Source organism: Ktedonobacter robiniae (genome assembly GCF_016587375.1).
Taxonomy (GTDB): Bacteria; Chloroflexota; Ktedonobacteria; order Ktedonobacterales; family Ktedonobacteraceae; genus Ktedonobacter; species Ktedonobacter robiniae.
The window spans coordinates 1,309,260-1,329,315 of the sequence record NZ_BNJG01000002.1 but is presented as its reverse complement, the minus strand read 5'-3'; the positions used below and the strand labels follow the sequence as shown (position 1 = coordinate 1,329,315).

The window sequence follows — 20,056 nt, the reverse complement described above, 5'->3', positions numbered from 1 at the left end:
GAAGGCGATTCATCGCACTTCGGCGTTAGCCAAAAACATCCCAATGATGGCATGTTTTGTGATCTATTACCTTTTAGATGGAAAAAATAAGGCTTACATCGAACTGCCATAAATGGCGTTCGGACGCGCCCCTACCAGTAATTGCGGCCTTTTTTGCAGCAGTTTCAGAGGAATGAATCACACCCTTGGGCTGCTTGCATGCACGCTTAACCCCTTCAAGACGGTCGATACATTGGCGCATACTCAAAGGGCCATTGATAAAGGCGATGTCCCGATGCCCCTGCTCCAGAAGATGCTGATAATGCCTGTTTGTTTACTGCTGAAGAGAAACATAGCACCAGCTATAGTATGCCATTATGCAAAGCTGACTGCCAGGATTGTAGAGTCTATAGTTGATGTGAAAAACGATAAAACGCAATTTATGCCAGCTTTACCCTTGACAAAACTATTGTATGTTGATTATACTTGTTTTATTGAAACGTTTCAATGCAATGTTTGTCGGGACATTTTTCTTTCACCTTATTTGCAAAACATACACTTCGAACTTCTAATTGGCTGAGGCTACTTACAAAGGGGAGGTTGTATGAAACCTTCTGAGCTCATTGTTGAACTCATAGGCGTAGCCAGGCAGTTTGGAGCGATTCAGGCTCTCAAAGGCGTTGACCTGGCGCTCTATCCAGGGGAGGTGCATGCCCTGGTCGGAGAGAACGGAGCAGGCAAGAGTACACTCGTAAAGATGCTTGCTGGCGTTTACCGGCCCGACATGGGTATGCTCAAGATGGATGGAGAAGTTATCGAGCTGCGGAACCCCGCCCAGGCGCAGGCCCTGGGTATCGCTGTTATCCACCAGGAACCAAGCCTCTTTCCCGATCTCGACGTGGCTGAGAATATCTTTATGGGCCGCCACCCGCGCGACCGTTTTGGACGCGTGGACTGGCGACACATGTACGCTGAGGTTGACCGGCTGCTAAACAGGCTTAATGTCCAGTTGAGCGTACGAACTCTCGTACAGGGCCTCTCGGTCGCGGATCAGCAACTTGTGGAGATCGCCAAGGCGCTCTCACTGGATACACGCGTCCTGGTGATGGATGAGCCTACAGCGGCGCTTTCACCCCACGAGGTGCAGGAGCTTTTCAAGATCGTGCGACAGTTGCGCGAGCAGGGGGTGGCGATTCTCTTTGTCAGTCATCGCCTGGAAGAGATCGCAGAACTGGCGGATCGTGTGACGGTTCTGCGGGATGGCGAGCATGTCGTTACCGCGCCCGCCAGAGAATTGAGCACAGAAGACCTGATCCGGCATATGGTGGGTCGCGAACTGGGGGCGCTCTTTCCCAAAAGCGAGGCTGAGATTGGCGAGGTCGTACTCGAAGTACGTAATCTCACGCGTGCCAGTGTCTTCCGCGATGTAAGCTTTACCCTCAGGCGTGGCGAGATTCTGGGCTTTGCGGGCCTGGTGGGTGCGGGCCGTACCGAGGTCGCACGTGTCCTCTTTGGCATTGACCGAGCTGATAGCGGCACGATCCTGCTCCGAGGTCGCGTGATTAAGATCTCCTCCTCCAAGGCGGCCATGCGTCATGGAATTGCCTATGTACCCGAGGATCGGCACCAGCATGGGTTGGTACTGGATTTCAGCATCGCCAGGAATGTGACGTTGCCGCTACTCGATCAGCTCTCCAGGCTGGGCCTGGTTGATCAACGCCGAGAGATGGAGCTGGCGAAGAGCTATGCCGAGCAACTGCATGTGCGTGCCGCGGGCCTCAATCAACTGGCCAAAGCCCTCTCGGGCGGCAATCAGCAGAAGGTGGTCCTTGGCAAGTGGCTGGCGACCGAGCCAGAGATTCTGATTCTTGATGAGCCGACGCGTGGTATTGATATCGGCGCCAAGGCCGAGGTGCATCGCATCATTTCGGAACTTGCGGGACGCGGATTGGCGATTATTTTGATCTCTAGTGAGCTGCCAGAGGTTTTGGCGATGTCTGATCGCGTGCTGGTTATGCACGAGGGGCATGTCAGCCAGGTCTTCACACGTGCCGAGGCAAATCAGGAGAAGGTTATGTTTGCTGCAACGGGGCAGGTGGCTGTATGAGCACAACAAGTACCAAACTGGAGAAGCCGCGCGCGCCAGTGCGGGCCAGTAGTAGCCGTTTTGTGAACCTGGTGAGCCGGATGCGCGAGCTTGGCCTGCTGGCGGTTCTGCTGCTGATCGTGATTGTAGTAAGTGTCCAGGTGCCGCGCTTTCTAGGGTTGGACAACCTGGAGCAGATCCTGCTTTCAATCGCGATCCTGGCTATTGTAGCTGTTGGCGAAACCATAGTGGTGCTCACGCGTAACGTAGATCTTTCGGTTGGCTCCATTGTTGGTCTGACGGCTTATATCGCCGCGAACACACTCAAGAATAGTCCGAGCACCAATATCGTACTCATAGCCTTATTGGGCTGTATCGTTGGCCTGGCGCTGGGAGCAGTGAACGGCCTGATAGTGGGCTGGGGGCGTGTACCAGCTATTGTCGCTACCCTGGGTACGCTCTACGTCTTTCGCGGCCTTGACTTCATGATGGCAGGTGGCAACGAAGTCACAGCCTACCAGGTGCCGGATAGCTATCTCGCCCTGGCAACGACAAAGATTCTGGGTGTGCCAGCGCTAATCATCTTTGCCGTGGTCGTGGCTCTGATCTTCACCTTCCTCCTACGCTACAGCCGCTCTGGTCGCCAGCTTTACGCCATTGGGAGCAATCCCGAGGCTGCCTCGCTGGTCGGTATTCGCAGTAACTGGCTGATCTTCGGCACTTTTGTGCTCTCGGGTTTGCTGTGTGGCCTGGCGGGCGTGCTCTGGGGAGCGCGTTTTGCCACGGTCGATGCGCGCGCCGCTTCGGGGCTGGAGTTACAGGTGGTCGCGGCGGTCGTGGTAGGAGGCGTGAATATCTTTGGTGGCTCGGGCACGATCCTGGGCGTCATTCTGGGCGCCATTATTCTGGGTACCATCGATAACTCCCTGACGCTGCTCAAGCTCTCTCAGTTCTGGCTCCAGGCTATCGACGGGGCCGCGATCCTGGCGGCGGTTACCCTGGACGCCTTTATCACGCGTTGGATACGGCGCAGATTGCTTGCACGGAGGCAGAGATGAACTGGCTACGGAAAAATGTTGGCTCATGGGAGGCCCTGTTGCTAGTCCTGTTAGTGCTGGTAATGATCCTTGGTAGCTCGCTTTCACCATACTTCCTGAGCTTCTCTAACTTTTCGCTGATGGCCAGCGACGTGATGGAGAAGGCCATCATGGCCCTGGCTATGACGCTCATCATCGTAGTGGGCGAGATTGATCTCTCGGTGGCCTCGATTCTGGGCCTGGCAAGCGTGGTCCTGGGTGTCTGCGTACGCGCAGGATTGCCCATTGGCCTGGGCATGCTGCTGGTGCTGGTGCTGGGGGCGTGCGCGGGCCTGCTCAATGGAGTGGCGGTGACACGCCTGGGTCTGCCCTCGCTGGTGGTGACTCTGGGTACACTGGGGCTGTATCGCGGCCTGGCCTATGTGGTGCTTGGCGATCAGGCCGTAAGCGATTTTTCCGTGGTCTTTACCAACTTCGGCTTTGGCGTGGTTCCAGGTACCTTGATTCCCTGGACGGTGCTGGTCTTTATCGTGCTCGCGTTGGTCTTTGTGGTCCTCCTGCATTGGAGCAGCTTTGGGCGCCGCATTTCTGCGGTTGGCAATAATAAGGAGGCAGCACGCTTCTCAGGCATTCGCGTGGACCGCCTGAAACTGACGCTCTTTGTCATCTCAGGAGCCATCGCGGCGCTGGCTGGCATCCTCTTCACCGCGCGTTTCGCGAGCGCGCGGGCCGATAACGCGGTCGGCTTTGAGTTGGATGTAGTGACAATTGTGCTCCTGGGTGGTGTCAATATCTGTGGTGGTCGCGGGAGTCTGGTGGGCGTAATCCTCTCGCTCATCATTATAGCGATGCTACATAACGCCCTGGGACTCGCCAATATCAGTGGCGATATCCAGAACACTGTGATCGGCGTGTTATTGATCTTCTCAGTGCTTGGGCCAAATTTGGCACAACGCATCCAGGCTACCATAACCCGCAGGCGTCTCAAAGGTGCTACTGGCGCACGTGCGCCAGTAGCACCGAGCCACTAACTTTTTTACGCTTAACGTGTGTCACGAAGGAGGACAGTCAATGAAGCTGTTTCGCACACTTGGCCTCGGATTCATGGTTGGTATTTTGTTGCTTCTAGCGGCCTGTGGCGGTTCGTCGGATGGCAACGCGGGCGCTACTGGCGGGAACGGGACTTCACTAAACGTCGCGTTCTTACCGAAAGCCATCAACAATCCCTATTTCGACACCGCTGCCAATGGTGGCAAAGACGCGGCGGGTGAACTGAAAGGAACTTTCAAGCAGGTCGGCCCATCGAATGCCAGCGCTTCGGAGCAGGTGACGTACATTAACACGTTGACACAGCAGCATGTGAGCGCTATTGTTGTCTCCGCGAACGATCCAAACGCCCTGGCTCCCTCGCTCAAGCGGGCCATTCAGCAGGGCATCAAGGTCGTTAGCTATGACTCGGATGTTGCGCCCGATGCGCGTCAGGTCTTTATTAATCAGGCGAACTCTGAGGATATCGGGCGCATCGAGGTGCAGACGCTGGCCAAGCAGCTCAACTACACCGGCGATATCGCGATTCTCTCAGCGGCCAGTACCGCGACCAATCAGAATACCTGGATTCAGTTTATGAAGGACGAGCTGAGCAAGCCGGATTATAAGAATATGAAGCTTGTAAAGGTAGCGTACGGAAACGATGATGACCAGAAGAGCTTCAACGAGACCCTGGGCCTGCTGCAAGCCTATCCCAATCTCAAGGGTATTATCTCACCGACGACTGTTGGTATCGCCGCAGCCGCGCGTGCCGTCGAATCCGTAAATAAGGGTGGAAAGGTCCTGATCACAGGTCTGGGGACGCCTAACCAGATGCGTAAGTATGTTAAGGATGGCACCTGTCCCTCCTTCGCCCTGTGGGATCCCGGTCAGCTTGGCTACCTGGCTTACTACGCAGCAAGCGCCCTAGTACAGGGTAAGATCAAGGGCCAGCAAGGCGAGAGCTTTGACGCTGGCAAGCTTGGGAAGAAGACTATTGGCGCGAACAACGTAGTCCTGCTTGGCCCGCCAACCGTCTTCGACAAGGACAACATCGACAAGTTTAATTTCTAGTAAAAGCGCTACATACGTACGCGCCTACGCTGGGCGCTCGCATCCTGTCTGGGCATAGACACAAAACCGCCGCCCATGGAGGTGCGTGGGAACTGGGGAGCTATCATAAAAGATGGCTCCCCAGATTTATTAGAGGAAGAAAGTGCGAGATTGATTACTCTCAAGACAATTTCTTCATCCCGTTAGACTTTTGGGATTTGCAGCAAAGTCGGAATCAGGTGATCTTCGAGTATGGCGAATACGTCTATGTTCTTGAGGGTGATATTGACGATTATATAGATGGATACCACTGCTGGTTTAGAGTGAGAATAGAACGCTATATAGATGAGTGGGAGGCTGCTCTTAAGGCTGCCCGTCACATAATAAAGCAGAAGTACTCTGACCGACGCTGCTAAAGCACGCGTCTACATATAAGCACATGATATGTAGACGCGTGCTTTAGCAGCGTCGTGCCACCATACACTGCCCGGAATAATTAGCGAGATGAATCGACTCTCGATGTCGTTGGTAAAAGTGTAAGCAAAATTTGCTACATAGTGGCGTTGATATATAAATACTTTGATATAGATGAGGATATAGCGCATTGACAATTTTTGAGCATATAGATGAAATGGATCGGCGCAAATTTCTCGCGCTAGGTGCAGGCGGTTTATCCGCGTTGCTGGCGGCCTGCCAGAGTGGAGGCTCGGGTATTGTGAGCGCCGCTACGGCAACGCCTAAGGCGACGGCGAGCCCGACGAAGCCTCCGACGCTGACTGATGCTGATTGGGTGAACCTGGGGAAGCGCCTCAAGGGAGAGCTGGTGCGGCCTGGAGACAGCAAATATGATGTCGCGCACCAGTTGTTTAATCCGCGCTTCGATAATATCAAGCCAGCCGGTATCGCGTATTGTGCCTCGTCCGAGGACGTGAAGGCCTGCCTGAACTTTGCCAGACGTTTTAACCTGCCCTTCACGCCTCGCTCGGGCGGGCATTCCTACGCGGGCTACTCCACAACCACTGGTTTGGTTGTGGATATGACGAAGCTGGGCGATGTCAATGTGGATACGGGCGCGGGGACCGCGACTATTGGCGGAGGCGCGCGCTTGATCGATGTCTATTCCGCGCTTACTGATCAGGGGGTGATTATTCCCGCAGGCTCCTGCCCCTCGGTGGGCATCGCGGGTTTAACTATGGGCGGGGGTATTGGTGTTCTGGGTCGGAAGTATGGTTTGACCTCTGATAACCTCCTGGGAGCGCAGGTAGTGCTGGCCAATGGGCGGGTCGTTACCTGCAATGAGAGCCAGGAGCCAGACCTCTTCTGGGCCTTGCGTGGCGGTGGCGGCGGCAACTTTGGTGTTGTGACCTCCTTTACCTTCAAGGTACACCAGCTCTCCTCTGTGACGCTCTTTACGCTGGGTTGGGCGTGGAACAACGCTGGGGATGTTGTGAATGCCTGGCAAAACTGGGCACCCCAGGCTCCCGACGAACTCTGGTCTAACTGTCTGCTGCTAGCGACTAAAGATGGCCCGCTGGTGCGCGTAAATGGCGTGTATGTGGGAGACCAGGGCGCGGCCAACGCGCAGCTCCAGCAACTGATTGATCGCCTGGGGATCGCGCCGACGAGCCGCTATGTATGGCAATCTGGCGTGCGCGATGCCATGCTCTACGAGGCTGGTTGCTATGGCAAGAGCGTGGAGCAGTGTCGCCTGCCCAGCATGGGGCCTCAGGGCCAGGTACAGCGCGAGATCGATCTCTCCAAGGCCGACTACTTCACCAACGCGCTTCCGCGAGCGGGCATTAATGCCCTGGTCAACGCGATTAATACTCGCCAGGCCAACGGGAACTTCACGGGCGGAGGCATTGGCATTGATGCGCATGGTGGCGCGATCAACCGCGTCGCCGGCGATGCCACGGCCTTCTCGCATCGCAATGCTCTCTTCTCGGCTCAATATACCGCGACCTGGGAGCCAGGCGACTCGGACAGCCTGGTCGCGGCCAACCGCTCCTGGCTTAGCTCCACCTGGCAGGCCATGCGCTCCTATGCCACCGGCACCTCGTACCAGAACTATATCGATCCCGACCTGCCCAACTGGCAGCAGGCCTACTATGGCTCCAACTTGGCGCGCCTCAAACGCATCAAGGCCACCTATGATCCCGGCAACTTCTTCCACTTCGCCCAGAGCATTCCACTGGCGTAGAGAATTAGTGTTATAGGTATGTTGGCATGGGTGGCGGGCAAATCCCGCCACCCATGCCAACATACCTATTTTTTTGAGCGCCTTCGCGCCTGCGGCGCTCAGGGGTAAGGGTGTGTGAATGGAAAACCCTGATATAGAAAGCAAGCCGCTTGCTTTCTATATCAGGGTTTGCTATAATGAAAACAAGAACGCATATACACGTTTCTATTTTGATAGTCGAAAAAGATGTAGGCACTATGTATGGGTCAGAGAGTTCCACGGCAGGCGAGAAGCCGGGCCAAATATAACGCAATACTTCAGGCCGCGCTTGAATTGTTTGGTGAGCGTGGCTATACCGAGACGACTATAGACGCAATTGTGGAGCGGAGCGGTGTAAGCGTGGGCGTGTTTTATAGTTACTTCGCCTCAAAGCAACAGTTGCTCCTGGCCCTGTTTCGTCAGGAGATGGAGGCGGACGATGACGGCCTTTTTGTGCTTCCCCAGCGCTTGCTAACCCTGTCCGAGACCGAGGCTTACATCTGGAAAATTCTCTACCAGAGAAGTGGTTTGCTGCGTGCGCGCCAGGAACTTTTACTGTTAGATCCTGAGTTCGCGCAGCATGAGCGCGCCTATCAGCAGCGCAGGCACGAGCGTTTGACGTGGGACCTGGAGCAGTTGCGCCAGGCAGGCTACATTCGCGAGGATATTCGCTGCTCGACCTGCGCCTGGATGCTGCTGGCGATTGTTTCGCGCCTGACGGATATGCTCGACGAGAAGAGCGAGCAGGAGATGGCGGTCGAGGTGCAGGCCGCCGCCCTTATGATCTATCACCTGCTCCATCCCGACATATAAGTCCAATTTCCATAGACACCCGATTTATCGCGCGTAAGGCGATTTATCGCAGTAATATTAAATTACGTGCAATTTATGGAGAACGGAGCATGTTCTCCATGTGATATGGTTGATAGCCATCCGGTATTCGTGCGATAAATCGCCTTGCGCGCCGTAAACGGGGCGCCTATGGTTTGAAAGGCCCTTACAAGAGGAGGAAATATAGATGCGAATCGTTGTTGATCTTAATCGTTGCCAGGGATATGCCCAATGCTGCTTCCTCGCGCCAGAGGCCTTCAAGCTCATTGGTGATGAGGCACTTATGTATAATGCCAATCCCGACGAGGCCCTGCGTGAGAAGATTCTGCGGGCTGCCGCTGCTTGTCCCGTCCAGGCCATTTTAATAGAGAAGGTAGAGCGGTCAAAAGGTCGTCATGAGGACAAGCAGAAAGAGCAAGCGCTCGTTAGGGAGGGAGCGTAGTATGACGCAGGTTGAAGAGAGCTTTAAGAAGAATGGCCATATTGTGATTGTGGGCGCCTCTCTGGCGGGTCTGCGGGCCGCCGAGATCTTGCGCAAGGAGGGCTTCATTGGCAAGCTGACGACGATTGGCGACGAGCCATATGAGCCATATGATCGGCCCCCGCTCTCCAAACAGGTCTTGAGTGGCTGGATACCGGCAGACCACACTACCCTCCCACGTTTGCAGCCCCTGGATGATGTGGAGTGGCGGTTGGGTGTGGCCGCGACCGGGCTGGATATAGCAAATAAGCAGGTACAGCTCGCCGATGGAGAGACAGTGGATTTTGATCGCCTACTGATCGCGACGGGGACGCGTGCGCGCCCCTGGTTTAAGGCCAACGAGGCAGCGCTGAAGGGTGTTGCAGTCCTGCGCACACGTGATGACGCCCAGCACTTACGCCAGCTTTTGGACCAGAAGCCGCGCCGCGTGCTGATCATCGGCGCGGGCTTCACCGGCTCCGAGATCGCTTCGGTCTGCATGGACCTGGGTTTATCTGTCACGGTCGCCGAGCGGGGAGAGTCGCCGTTGATCGGTGCGCTGGGCGGTGAGATTGGTTCTGTGGCGGCCCAACTGCAACGTCAGCGCGGAGTAGACCTGCGCTGCAATACAATGGTTTCCTCACTGGAGGGAGACGCGAGTGGACGCCTGCGCGGGGCGCATTTCTCCGATGGTAGTTCGCTGGATGTAGATGTGGCGATAGTCGCCCTGGGCGCGGTCCGCAATATCGAGTGGCTGCAAGATTCAGGGCTGGCTGTGGGGAAGATGGGCGTGACCTGTGATGCTGATTGCCGAGTCCTGGATAGCGATGGACGCGTCATTGGCGATGTCTTTGTGGCGGGCGATGTTGCGAGCTTCCCTCATCCTTTGTATAGCGACCAGCTTGTCGCGCTAGAGCACTGGGGGAATGCCGTAGCCCAGGCTGAGGTTGCCGCGCATAATATGCTCAGCTCCCAGGCCGAGTGTCGTCCCTACCTGACCATTCCCGCCTTCTGGTCCCTGCAATTCGGCGTCAATATCAAGTGCGTGGGTCTGCCACCCTTTGCCGACGAAGTAGTAATCATGCAGGGGTCAGTAGAGAAGCGCCAGTTCGTGGCTGCCTACGGTTACCAGGGCCGGACGGTGGCGGCGGTCAGCTTTGATCATGGAAGATGGCTCCCCTTTTATGAGAAGCAGATCGCGGCCGCCGCGCCCTTCCCGCCAGAGTCGCCCTCCTTCGACATACCTACCACGCTCCAGCCAGTACCTGCCCGCTTTCCGCGTGTGCTCATATAGAGTTTTGGTATATGGGTTGTGATGCATGCTGGCAGCCTACGGCTGCCAGCATGCATCACAACCCATATACCAGGCGAGCGCCGCAGGCGCGAGAAGTCACGTGATGGAATTGCGTGTCGGATTAGGTAAATAGAAAGACAGAAAAAGAATGATAACAGAAGCAAGCTTGTTTCAGCAGATAAACGACTATGCCAATCGTGCTAATCCCTATCCACTCTATGCTGAATTGCGTAAGACGCCTGTCCTGCGCGAACCGGATGGTAGCTATCTCGTCAGTAGCTATCGTTTGATCACTGCGCTGCTGCATGATCCACGCCTGAGTTCGGATGTGCGCAAACGCTCGCCGGAAGATCCCAAGGCCAAGGCCGCGCTAGCCAATCCCTATCCCGTTCCCTTCCTGCGCTTGGACCCACCCGATCATGACCGCCTGCGCCGGATGGTATCGCGCCAGTTTGGTCCGCCGCATACGCCAGACATGATCGATAACATGAAAGGTGAGCTAGTGCAGATCGTAAATGACCTGATTGATGGCTTTGAGGGCAAAACGCGCGTCGATATCGTCGATGACTTTGCCTATCCCTTCCCCGTGACGGTAATCTGCAAGCTGCTTGGCGTACCCCAGGAGGACGAGGCCCGCTTCCATATTTGGGCGGAAGCTATCGTGGCCTCGCTTGATCCGCAGCCCAAGGCGAGCGGGCATGATGGGCCCATGAATGTCCAGGAGGCTTTAAAAGAGATCGCCCAGTACATGAGCGAGCTGATAGATGCCCGGCGCAAGCAGCCAGGCGAGGACATGCTCTCCCGGCTTATCAACGATGACGGACCTGAGGGTCAGCTCACACCCATGGATCTCGTAACAACCTCGGTTCTGCTGCTGATCGCTGGTCATGAGACCACTGTCAACTTGTTGACCAACGGTGTGCTGACCCTCTTGCGCTATCCCGATGTGCTTGGGCGCCTGCGCAAAGAGCCTGAGCTGGCTGTGTCGCTAGTGGAAGAACTGCTGCGCTATGAGCCACCCGTGCAGTTTAACTCGCAGCGTACTGCTATTGCTGACATAACAGTCGATGGGGTAACGGTTCCTAAAGGCTCGCCCGTCTATCTCATGCTGGCCGCTGGCAGCCGCGATCCTGAGCGCTTCCCTGACCCCGAGCGCTTCATTCCTGACCGCGAAGATAACCAGCACCTGGGCTTTGGCAGTGGCATCCACTACTGCTTTGGTGCACCCCTGGCGCGCCTCGAGGTCCAGATCGCGCTCAATATCCTGTTCGGACGCGTCATCAATCCCCGCCTCGTGCTTGATCCGCCTCCCTATCGCCAGAATGCCGTCCTGCGTGGCCCCCGTCACCTACTGATTGACATCGATGGTGTGAAGCCTGGCTCACGTCAGTAGTAGTGCGGGTTTAGGCGCTTGTTACATGACTCGTTGATTAAGCGTGAAACGGCGAGAGGGTATGTGCATATAAACGCATCTATGCCAACTGGACAATGTGCTTTCATACATGCAGCCGGGAATACGACGCTTGATAGATAGTTTCATTTCAGGGAGATGGATATGAAACACGACGAGTTTATCCGCGAAGTACAGGAACGAGCACATTTGTTGTCGCGAGACGAGGCCGAGCGAGCCTCCCGCGCCACTTTACAAATGCTGGGGGAGCGGCTGGGAGGCGGCGAGGCGAAGGACCTGGCTTCGCAGTTGCCTCCACAGGAGGCGCAGTATACACTTTCGGGGCAAGCAGGCATGGGATATGATATGACCGCGGACGAGTTCTGCCAGCATGTGGGCGACATCGAAGGCGTCAATGCGGAGCAGGCGGCGGGAGATGTCCAGGCCGTCTTTAGCACTCTCCAGGATGCCCTCACCGAAGGGCAGTTAGAGCAATTCGCCACCAGCTTTCCAGGGACTATAATTCCCTCTGGGGCGAGCGGTAAGGTAAAAATGCAACAGAAAAGGGTCCAGGCTCGCCTGGACCCTTTTCTGTTGCATCCAAATGTTCCTCTCGTGTCATTCTATGCTATGATTAAAGGATTGAGGAAGGAGACGAGATGGAAACTACCTTGAAGGAGGCGAAGAGCATCCTGACGCCGCAGCGCAAGGGCTTCCTGGCGGGCGGACCATACCCCTTCACGCATGCCCTCTCGGCTTATGTGGGGTGTGGCTTTGGTCGGACCACCTGTGGTATGTATTGCTATGCTCAATTCCTGCCCAACTGGTCTTTTGGTAGTAACGGAGCGGCATGGGGCGACGCGGTACAGGTAAAGACGAACGCCGCTACCTTGCTGGAGCGAGAACTCAAGCGTATGTCACCCGAGGCGCGCGAGCGCCTGCGCATTTTTATGAGCAGCACCACCGATCCCTACCAACCACTTGAGCGGACATATGAGGTAACGCGCCAGTGCCTGGAGGTCTTCGCGGGCTTTCCCGACCTGGACCTGCTGGTAATTCAGACGCGTTCGCCCCTGGCGGAGCGTGACCTGCCCCTGCTAACGCGTATCCCCTATGCCTGGCTCTCCGTCACCATCGAGACAGACGACCAGGCGTATTTAAAGCAGCTAAGAGGAGGCCCCGCGCTGGAGAAGCGTTGGGAGCTTGTGCGGGAGGCGAGTCAGCATGGTGTGTCTACCCAGATCACCGTCAGCCCCTGCCTCCCCTATTCCAGTGTAGAACAGTTTGGTGAGCGCCTGCTCACCAGCGAAGCGCGGCGTGTCATTGTGGATACCGTCGTAGATGGAGATGGCTCTGGAGGCAGGCGTACCGCGCATAGCCCCTTTGCCCAGGCGGAGTCTGGCTGGTCTGAGACGAGCGCGGCCCACCAGCTCTACGCATATCTAAGCGCGCGAGCCGCTGAGCGTGAGATAGAGCTAGGCTGGAGCAACGCTGGCTTCTGCGGTATCGCGCCGTGGGAGCTGCGCAGTTTCTACCTTGACAGGTGAAATTGCAAACAGCTATAATCGTTATAGCAGATAGTTATTATTGGCTACGGACCCAGAAGCGAGTATTTTTGGAGGTACCCATCGATGGCGAATGATTCGCTGACCCCTTCCTTGAGTTCTACCCGGCAGTATGCTGCGTTGATCCGCGAGAACATTGCGCGTGTTATTGTTGGTAAATCAGAGATCGTTGATCTTTTGCTTGTCGCGCTGCTCAGCAATGGACATGTGCTCCTTGAAGATGTACCCGGCATGGGGAAAACAGTTCTGGCAAAATCGCTGGCACGTTCGCTCAATGCGGCTTTCCAGCGTATCCAGGGAACACCTGATTTGCTCCCTACTGACATTATTGGTGTCAGCTACTTTGACCAGAAGCAGAACGAGTTTACTTTTCGCGCGGGACCACTCTTCTCACAAATCCTCCTGGTAGACGAAATTAACCGTACGACCCCGCGCACCCAGGCGGCTCTCCTTGAGGCGATGGCCGAACGCCAGGTCACGGTCGAGCGCGAGAGCAGGCGCCTCCCCCAGCCGTTCCTGGTCATTGCGACGCAGAATCCGGTCGAGCTTGAGGGAACCTTTCCGCTGCCAGAAGCTCAGCTTGACCGCTTCTTCCTGTGGGTTCAGATGGGCTATCCCAGTGAGGAGGAAGAACAGGCCATTCTCCATCGCTTTAAGCTGGAAGAGCCACTGGACACGTTACAGGCCGTGGTGAGTGGGGAGGAGTTTCTTGCTTTGCAACAGGCCATTCGCCAGGTGCAATGGCAACCCGTCGTTGAGCGTTATCTCCTGGCGCTGGTCCGTAGCACGCGCTCGCACAAGGACATCCAGTTGGGCGTGAGTCCACGCGGCACACTGGCGCTCTATCGTGCCTGCGAGGCCTATGCCGCGATCCAGGGGCGCGATTTTGTCGTGCCGGACGATGTTAAGTACCTGGCCCCCTTTGTTCTGGGCCACCGTCTCATGACCACGCATCGCAACCGTATGCGTGGCAGGCGCAACGCGGAAATTATTGCCGAGATCATCCAGGCGACACCTGTTCCCACCGAGGAAATCTCTTCGGTGCTTGCCCCGAGGTAGCCAGGCGATGAATATACAGGACGCTTACGAAGCTAATTTTTATCGGGAGATCCTTAAACAGCGCCGCTCCTGGTATCTTGTGGCCTGCATTCTTTTTGTTGTGAGCGGGCTCAGCCGTCAGCCGCTTCCACTGCAAGCGGGCGTTTTCACGCTCGTGATCGCGATTGTCCCGGACCTCTACTTTCGCTACGCGCTGAGGCACCTGCTTGTCCGCCAGCGTGTAGACAGGAAGAAGCTTTTCCTGGGGGAACAAGTCACGCTGACGATGAGCATCGAGAACCGCAAGTGGTTGCCTCTCCCCTGGGTACAGATGGATAATACTATCTCTCCCCCACTTGTGATCTTGAAGAAGGTAGAGACCAGATTACAGGCTGTCCCGCGCGAAACGTTCACCAGTTCATGGCTGCTGTGGTCCTATCAGCGTGTGACGCAGCGTTTTACGATGAGCGCTTATGTGCGCGGCTGCCATATTTTTGGGCCGCTCAAGCTGCGCTGCAGTGATCCCCTGGGTTGGCTGGAACGCGAGCTTCTTCTGCCTGCCAGCGAAGAAGTAGTAGTCTATCCGCTGATCGCCCCACTGGAGAGCCTGGGCCTTCCCTCAAAGTTCCTGATGGGTGATTATATCGGGCCACGTCAACTGCTTGAAGATCCGCTCTGGTTTGCCGGTATTCGCGCCTATCAGCCGGGCGACGATTTGCGCCGCATCGATTGGAAAGCGACCGCACGCACAGGTGAGCTATGCAGCAGAATCTACGAGTCGACTACCCGGCGCCAGCTCTTACTCTTGCTGGATACCCGCGCCTATTCACCTCAACTCCAGGGACCCGATAGCGCTCTTCAGGAGTTTTGTATCTCAATGGCTGCCTCACTGGCGATGTGGGGACTCGAGGAGGGGTATAAGGTGGGCCTGCTCGCCAACTGCGCACTGGCAACGCCCAGCCATGCACTCAGCTCTGTAGTCAATACTGACCAGGAAGGAGATGCAGAGACGACAGATATGTCCAACGCGGTAGACTACTCTGTGCCAGGGGTGAGCGTTCCCTTTGGCCTGAACTATGAGCAAGCTGAGGACCTCTTGACTATGCTTGCATGTTTGACTCCTGATCAACACATGCCTATGGAGTATGTGCTTGAAAACGGGTATGAAATGTTTGCGCGGGGTACCACTATCCTGCTGATCAGCGCTACCCAAACGCTCAGTGAAGACACGCTTGAATTGCTTCAGGAACAGCAGAGGCATGAGTGCGCGGTCCATCTCGTGTTGGTCGGGGAGCCAGAGGAACGACGAGAGCTTCCAGGAATTGAGGATTTTTCCTGCTACTATCCTGGAGGAAAGGAGAAATGGCATGAAGTTACCCACGCGATCAACGATGCGCAGGGAACGCTCGTCGGTAGGAGCGCAGTTCACCTCCAATTGGATTGAGGTTCTTGCAATCCCGGTTGCTTCAGCCATCATGGAGGCGCTGCCCATCGCCCTGGCGCTCCAGGTCCTGGTCGAGAAGATTTTCTTTGCTTCCGACGCTCAACTTGAGCTTAACGTTGCCAGTGTGGCACTCGTATTGCTTGGTCTGCACTGGTGGATGCTGTGGCGACGTACAAAAGCTGCAGCAACCAATGTGTCAAGAATACCTGTTCAGCTCATGCATATACTGAGCGTACTGGTCGCCTTTGCGTTCCTGCTGTGGACGAATCCCGCCTTTGCCGAGGACTCGGGTGGTTGGACGATCATGCTGTTCCTGACCGCCGTGGTCTGGTACCGCAGTTATTCCCGTACGCGGCCCGACGAGGAGACGAATCAGCTTGTGTGGGGCTTAAAGTTTGGCTTCCTGCTCCTACTCGGTGTAATGGTTTTTGCTCTCGCCGAACAGTCCATGGGATTTCCGGCCCTGAACCGCACTTTGATGACCGATCTCCCCATTTTCTTCCTCTCAGGCCTGCTGGCTCTCTCATTTAAACGCCTCAGCATCCTTAAGCAAGAGCAAGCACGGCAGAGCAAGGGCCAAGGCAGTTTTAAGACAGGAAGGTGGATTACGGGTCTGGCGCTCACCTGGGTGGCCGTTATTATTGGCGGTATTGCCTTTGAAGCCCTTCCGCCCGAGGTGTTAGCCAGCGTGGTCAATGTAATTCTGGGCCTGTTTATCTCGCTTCTGAGCCTGCTGGCTTATCTCTTTAGCCTGCTCAATTTTGGGAAGGCTTCACAGGGGCCATCTCTACCAGACCTATCCAAACGCCAACTTCAGCCACCATCTTCCATCCCGGTATTGCATACCCCTCCGCCAACTACTCTTGCCTTGCCTCTTACCCTGATCGGATTTGTCTGCGGCATTCTCCTGGTTGTCATACTTATGCTGGTCATACTCAAAAGGAGGGTGCACGAGGCAAATGCAGGGGAAGGAAACGAGGTGCGCGAAAATCTCGATAAGGAGAAAATTCAAAAAGAGCGGCGGAAGGAGCGCAATCAGCGGACCAAGCTTGAGGCGCTAGATTCCTCATCCGCACGTGCGCGCTACCGTGAACTCCTCACAGCCATGGCGACGCAAGGGCTGCCACGCCGTGCTGACGAGACGCCCGCTGAATATCAGGCCCGCCTGTTGACTCTCACTCAGGTCTTGCCTGAAGCGGAGGAGCAGGAAACGCCAGCGGATCAGGACATTCTTGTGGCCTTAACCCAGGACTATACCCGCGAGCGCTATGGCGCGAAGCCGCTAACCCCTGAACGCCGGGACTACCTACGCCAATGGCTGCCATCATTGCTGCGACGCCTGGTAAAAAAGGCCGGTAGGGACCCCCACGATGAATCGGGGGGCTAGCGTGTCCATAGGCGTCAATTGAAGAAATTCTGCTTGATCCTCACGCTATACCGGGACGGCAGCCCCAAATCATAAGTGCCTGATTTATCGCGCACAAGGCGATTTATCGCAGTAATGCAGAAGAACGGGTGTCTTTTTGCCGTGTTGGATTCTCTCGTGGAAGCGTCGGCACGTCATAAAACTCCATACACGACAAAATACACCTTTCAATCAAGAAAATCTGCTATGCCGTATCATTGCGACAAATCGCCTCGCGCGATAAATCAGGCACTTACGTGAATTGATTTCCTCCACATAGCAAATCGAAGCCCCTTTCCTCTCTGTCATTCACAAGCCCTGCCTTCAGAAGAACAATCATTGACAGCTTAAATTTATCAAGTTGCCAAGTTGCCAAGTTGCCAAGTTGCCAAGTTGCCAAGTTACCAAGTTACCAATTTAGAAATAGAAGGAGCTGCGCATGATTGCTCAGTTAAAAGCAGTTCATGGAATGAACTATTGTGTGGAGGTTAGCCATTGCCTGACCGAAATGCCGCCGAAAGAGGGACAACACTAATGCGCTTTAGTCTTTTCTCATTGCTCGACGTGTATGACACCGAGGCGCGCACCTCTGTTGCGATCTACCAGCAGACTTTGGAGCAGATTGTCCTCGCCGATGAACTGGGCTTCGACTCTTATTGGATCGGGGAGCATCATGGATATCTTACACCGGATCAACTGCTGGCCTGCCCTAATCCTGCGATCTTGCTCGCTGCTGCTGCGAAGCTGACACAACGGATCGGCCTGAATACTGCCGTCGCCAACCTCTCCCTGCGTCATCCGCTCCAACTCGCCGAGGATTACGCTCTGGTTGATCTGCTCAGCCAGGGACGCCTGGGCCTGGGCATTGGGCGCGGAAGTTTCGCGCACGAATATGCTGCCATGGGACAGGACGCGGCTGAGAGCTTTGGCCGTTTTGAGGAGAGTTGGGAAATCATTCAGCGACTCTGGCGTGGAGAACAGGTGACGTTTCAGGGTCGCTATTTTCAGCTTGAGAATGCAAAGCTCAACGTCACGCCAGTGCAACAGCCTGTCCCACGCCACTGGTTCTCCGCCATCAAGGGGGATTCATTTGCCATGCGGGGTCGAGCAACTCAACCAGTGATCAGCCTGCCCCACATTAGCGCGAAGAGCTTTGCTGACGCTCAGAAGCTGGTCGAGGACCATCGCAGCCATTATTTGGCAGCAGGCGGCGATAACGAGCACTATGAGTTACCGCTGATCCTCTACACGTTTGTGGCCCCCACAAGCACGGAAGCCCTCCATATAGCTGTTGATGCGCTGCGCCGTTATATGGAGCATCAGCATCCCGGTAGTCATGAACAGATAATGCATGTTATTCATCATCTAATGGATCAAAATCTCCTCTGGTTTGGCACGCCCAGCGATCTGATCGAGGTGATTGCACAATTCCAGGCACACATCGATCCTCGTCATGTCGTGTTCTGGTCGGACTTTGGCGGCCTGCCACCAGCACTTGTCTCGCGCTCAATGCGGCTCATTGCCCAGGAAGTCCTGCCTCATTTCACCGGACAAACGAACTGAACTCTTGTTGAAACTGTACAGACAGACACACGAGCAAGGGCGGCCAGATACTCATATTGGTATCTGGCCGCCCTTGCTCGTGCTTGTCTCTTTAGTTCAAGAAGTCTTTGAGCTGACGGCTGTTGTAGGATTGGCGTAGCTTGCGGAGCGCTTTGGCTTCGATCTGGCGTACGCGTTCGCGGGAGAGATGTAGGTTCTCGCCGATCTCGGCCAGGGTGTGCTCTTTGCCATCCAGGAAGCCAAAGTGGTACTGGATGATGTGACGCTCACGCTCGTTCAGCTCGTCGAGCACATGCGCGATCTGCTCCCTGAGGATGTTGCGCGTAGTGATGTCGGCTGGCGAGGCTGTGACCTGGTCCTCGACGAAGTCGCCCAGGGAGCTATCGCCATCGTCACCAACAGGCGACTCCAGGCTGATGGGTTGCTTGCCTGCCTCCAGGATATCGTAGACGGTATCTATGCTGATATGCATGCGCTCCGCGATCTCCTCGGCGCTTGGCTCGCGTCCCAGTTCTTGAAAGAGCTGAGAGCTGGTGCGGTGCAGGCGGTTGACGGCCTCGTGAAAGTGGACCGGCAGGCGGATGGTGCGGGCCTGGTTCGCGATGGCGCGATTGATGGCCTGACGAATCCACCAGGTGGCGTAAGTGCTGAACTTAAAGCCTCTGCTATAATCAAACTTTTCGACGGCGAGCATCAGGCCCGCGTTCCCCTCTTGAATGAGGTCTGCTAAAGCCATGCCACGTCCCATGTACTTGCGTGCAATGCTTACGACCAGGCGCAAGTTGGCTTCAGTCAGGCGGTCGCGCGCATTCTGAGCCGAGTCTATGATCGCACGCTCTGGTGGGACCTTGAGCAGGCGTGCGCGCTCCTGTTCTAGTTTGCCTCGCTCGATCTGCTGCGCCAGTTGCACCTCTTGTTCGCTGGTTAGCAGGGGAACGCGACCCATCTCGCGCAGGTAGGTCTCAAGGGTATCTCCAGGCTCGCCCGCGGCCTCTATAAGGGCGGCGGGATGACTAGACTTCGCTGTATATGTAGGAACAGGCTCTTCCTCTTGCAGAGGCTCCTCTGTTGTGTCTTCAGCCTCTTCCTGTTCTTCGTCCTCATCCAAAGCGTCCTCCTCGTGAAGGAGTTCGGCCTCGTCCAGGTCGAAATCGTGCTCCTCCTCACCTGGTTTCGTCCTAAAAGGAGACTCCTGAAGAGGGAGTAAACGTGTCATATTCTTCTCATGATCTTGAAGTAACATTGCCATAGGCGGGTCTCCATATTGATAAACGCACAATAAAATAAGGCAATGTGTGCGCGTGCATTTCGCTCAGTGTATTACGGCTTAGCTATTGCTAGTTTAGCTATTGATTATAGGTTGGTCGGTCTTCATCTAAATATCGGCAGGAATAGCGGAGTCCTTAAGTACATATCGTTCGTAAGTGCACCTCGTACCAGGAAGACAGGTCGGGCGCGATACAATCTCGACACAATTTCTAAATGTCTGTAGCATAAGCAGGTGGAAGGATAGGTGCTTTTAGCATTTACATAAGCATTTGCATAGTAGAAAACACCTGTGGGGTTAAATTTATTCCACCTCTAGACAACAATGACGCCCTCTCTCCGCCGATGGGTAAGTTTTCTCCTATATATTATACTATGAACTTCAATTTTTATTCCTTTAG

14 protein-coding genes and 2 pseudogenes are annotated in these 20,056 nt (G+C 55.4%); 15 read left to right on the top strand and 1 reads right to left on the bottom strand.

Features of this window, described 5'->3' with window-relative positions:
• The first annotated feature begins 583 nt into the window (after positions 1 to 583).
• From JMJ04_RS26455 to JMJ04_RS26385, 15 genes and pseudogenes are all read left to right on the top strand, one after another.
• Positions 584 to 2,086, top strand: a complete 1,503-nt coding sequence (locus JMJ04_RS26455) for a sugar ABC transporter ATP-binding protein (protein WP_201373416.1) — start codon at positions 584 to 586, stop codon at positions 2,084 to 2,086.
• Entirely contained in the window at positions 2,083 to 3,123 is a 1,041-nt protein-coding gene (locus tag JMJ04_RS26450; protein WP_201373415.1) for an ABC transporter permease, read from the top strand. The genes JMJ04_RS26455 and JMJ04_RS26450 overlap by 4 nt, the downstream gene beginning before the upstream one ends.
• Positions 3,120 to 4,133: an ABC transporter permease gene (locus JMJ04_RS26445; protein WP_201373414.1), complete on the top strand. Its 1,014-nt coding sequence runs from the start codon at positions 3,120 to 3,122 to the stop codon at positions 4,131 to 4,133. Before JMJ04_RS26450 ends, JMJ04_RS26445 begins: the two co-directional genes overlap by 4 nt.
• Before the next feature lie 40 nt (positions 4,134 to 4,173).
• Complete coding sequence (gene rhaS, locus JMJ04_RS26440) at positions 4,174 to 5,202, top strand: rhamnose ABC transporter substrate-binding protein (protein ID WP_201373413.1); 1,029 nt, start codon at positions 4,174 to 4,176, stop codon at positions 5,200 to 5,202.
• A gap of 583 nt (positions 5,203 to 5,785) precedes the next feature.
• Positions 5,786 to 7,381, top strand: coding sequence for an FAD-binding oxidoreductase (locus tag JMJ04_RS26435; RefSeq protein WP_201373412.1), 1,596 nt, complete (start codon positions 5,786 to 5,788; stop codon positions 7,379 to 7,381).
• A 240-nt stretch (positions 7,382 to 7,621) separates the two neighbouring features.
• Positions 7,622 to 8,212, top strand: coding sequence for a TetR/AcrR family transcriptional regulator (locus tag JMJ04_RS26430; RefSeq protein ID WP_201373411.1), 591 nt, complete (start codon positions 7,622 to 7,624; stop codon positions 8,210 to 8,212).
• 205 nt (positions 8,213 to 8,417) lie between these two features.
• Positions 8,418 to 8,537, top strand: a pseudogene (locus JMJ04_RS48890) (ferredoxin); the annotation flags it as partial.
• A 136-nt stretch (positions 8,538 to 8,673) separates the two neighbouring features.
• Positions 8,674 to 9,984 carry an NAD(P)/FAD-dependent oxidoreductase gene (locus JMJ04_RS26420; protein WP_201373409.1) on the top strand — a complete coding sequence of 437 codons (1,311 nt, stop codon included), beginning with the start codon at positions 8,674 to 8,676 and terminating at the stop codon, positions 9,982 to 9,984.
• A gap of 151 nt (positions 9,985 to 10,135) precedes the next feature.
• A complete protein-coding gene (locus JMJ04_RS26415) occupies positions 10,136 to 11,377 on the top strand; it encodes a cytochrome P450 (RefSeq protein WP_201374493.1) in 1,242 nt (413 codons plus the stop codon).
• A gap of 162 nt (positions 11,378 to 11,539) precedes the next feature.
• Entirely contained in the window at positions 11,540 to 12,049 is a 510-nt protein-coding gene (locus tag JMJ04_RS26410; protein WP_201373408.1) for a DUF2267 domain-containing protein, read from the top strand.
• Positions 12,034 to 12,921 (top strand): SPL family radical SAM protein, encoded by an 888-nt coding sequence (locus JMJ04_RS26405; protein ID WP_201373407.1) that lies wholly within the window; start codon positions 12,034 to 12,036, stop codon positions 12,919 to 12,921. The genes JMJ04_RS26410 and JMJ04_RS26405 overlap by 16 nt, the downstream gene beginning before the upstream one ends.
• An 84-nt stretch (positions 12,922 to 13,005) precedes the next feature.
• Positions 13,006 to 13,998 (top strand): AAA family ATPase, encoded by a 993-nt coding sequence (locus JMJ04_RS26400; RefSeq protein ID WP_201373406.1) that lies wholly within the window; start codon positions 13,006 to 13,008, stop codon positions 13,996 to 13,998.
• Between the two features lie 7 nt (positions 13,999 to 14,005).
• Positions 14,006 to 14,857 (top strand): annotated as a pseudogene (locus JMJ04_RS48885) (DUF58 domain-containing protein); the annotation flags it as partial.
• Between the two features lie 487 nt (positions 14,858 to 15,344).
• Entirely contained in the window at positions 15,345 to 16,808 is a 1,464-nt protein-coding gene (locus tag JMJ04_RS26390) for a DUF4129 domain-containing protein (RefSeq protein WP_201373404.1), read from the top strand.
• 552 nt (positions 16,809 to 17,360) lie between these two features.
• Positions 17,361 to 18,389: an LLM class flavin-dependent oxidoreductase gene (locus JMJ04_RS26385; protein ID WP_201373403.1), complete on the top strand. Its 1,029-nt coding sequence runs from the start codon at positions 17,361 to 17,363 to the stop codon at positions 18,387 to 18,389.
• Between the two features lie 91 nt (positions 18,390 to 18,480).
• Here the strand turns inward: JMJ04_RS26385 and JMJ04_RS26380 are convergent, their stop codons facing one another.
• Positions 18,481 to 19,638, bottom strand: coding sequence for a sigma-70 family RNA polymerase sigma factor (locus JMJ04_RS26380; protein ID WP_201373402.1), 1,158 nt, complete (start codon positions 19,636 to 19,638; stop codon positions 18,481 to 18,483).
• Positions 19,639 to 20,056: the final 418 nt, after the last annotated feature.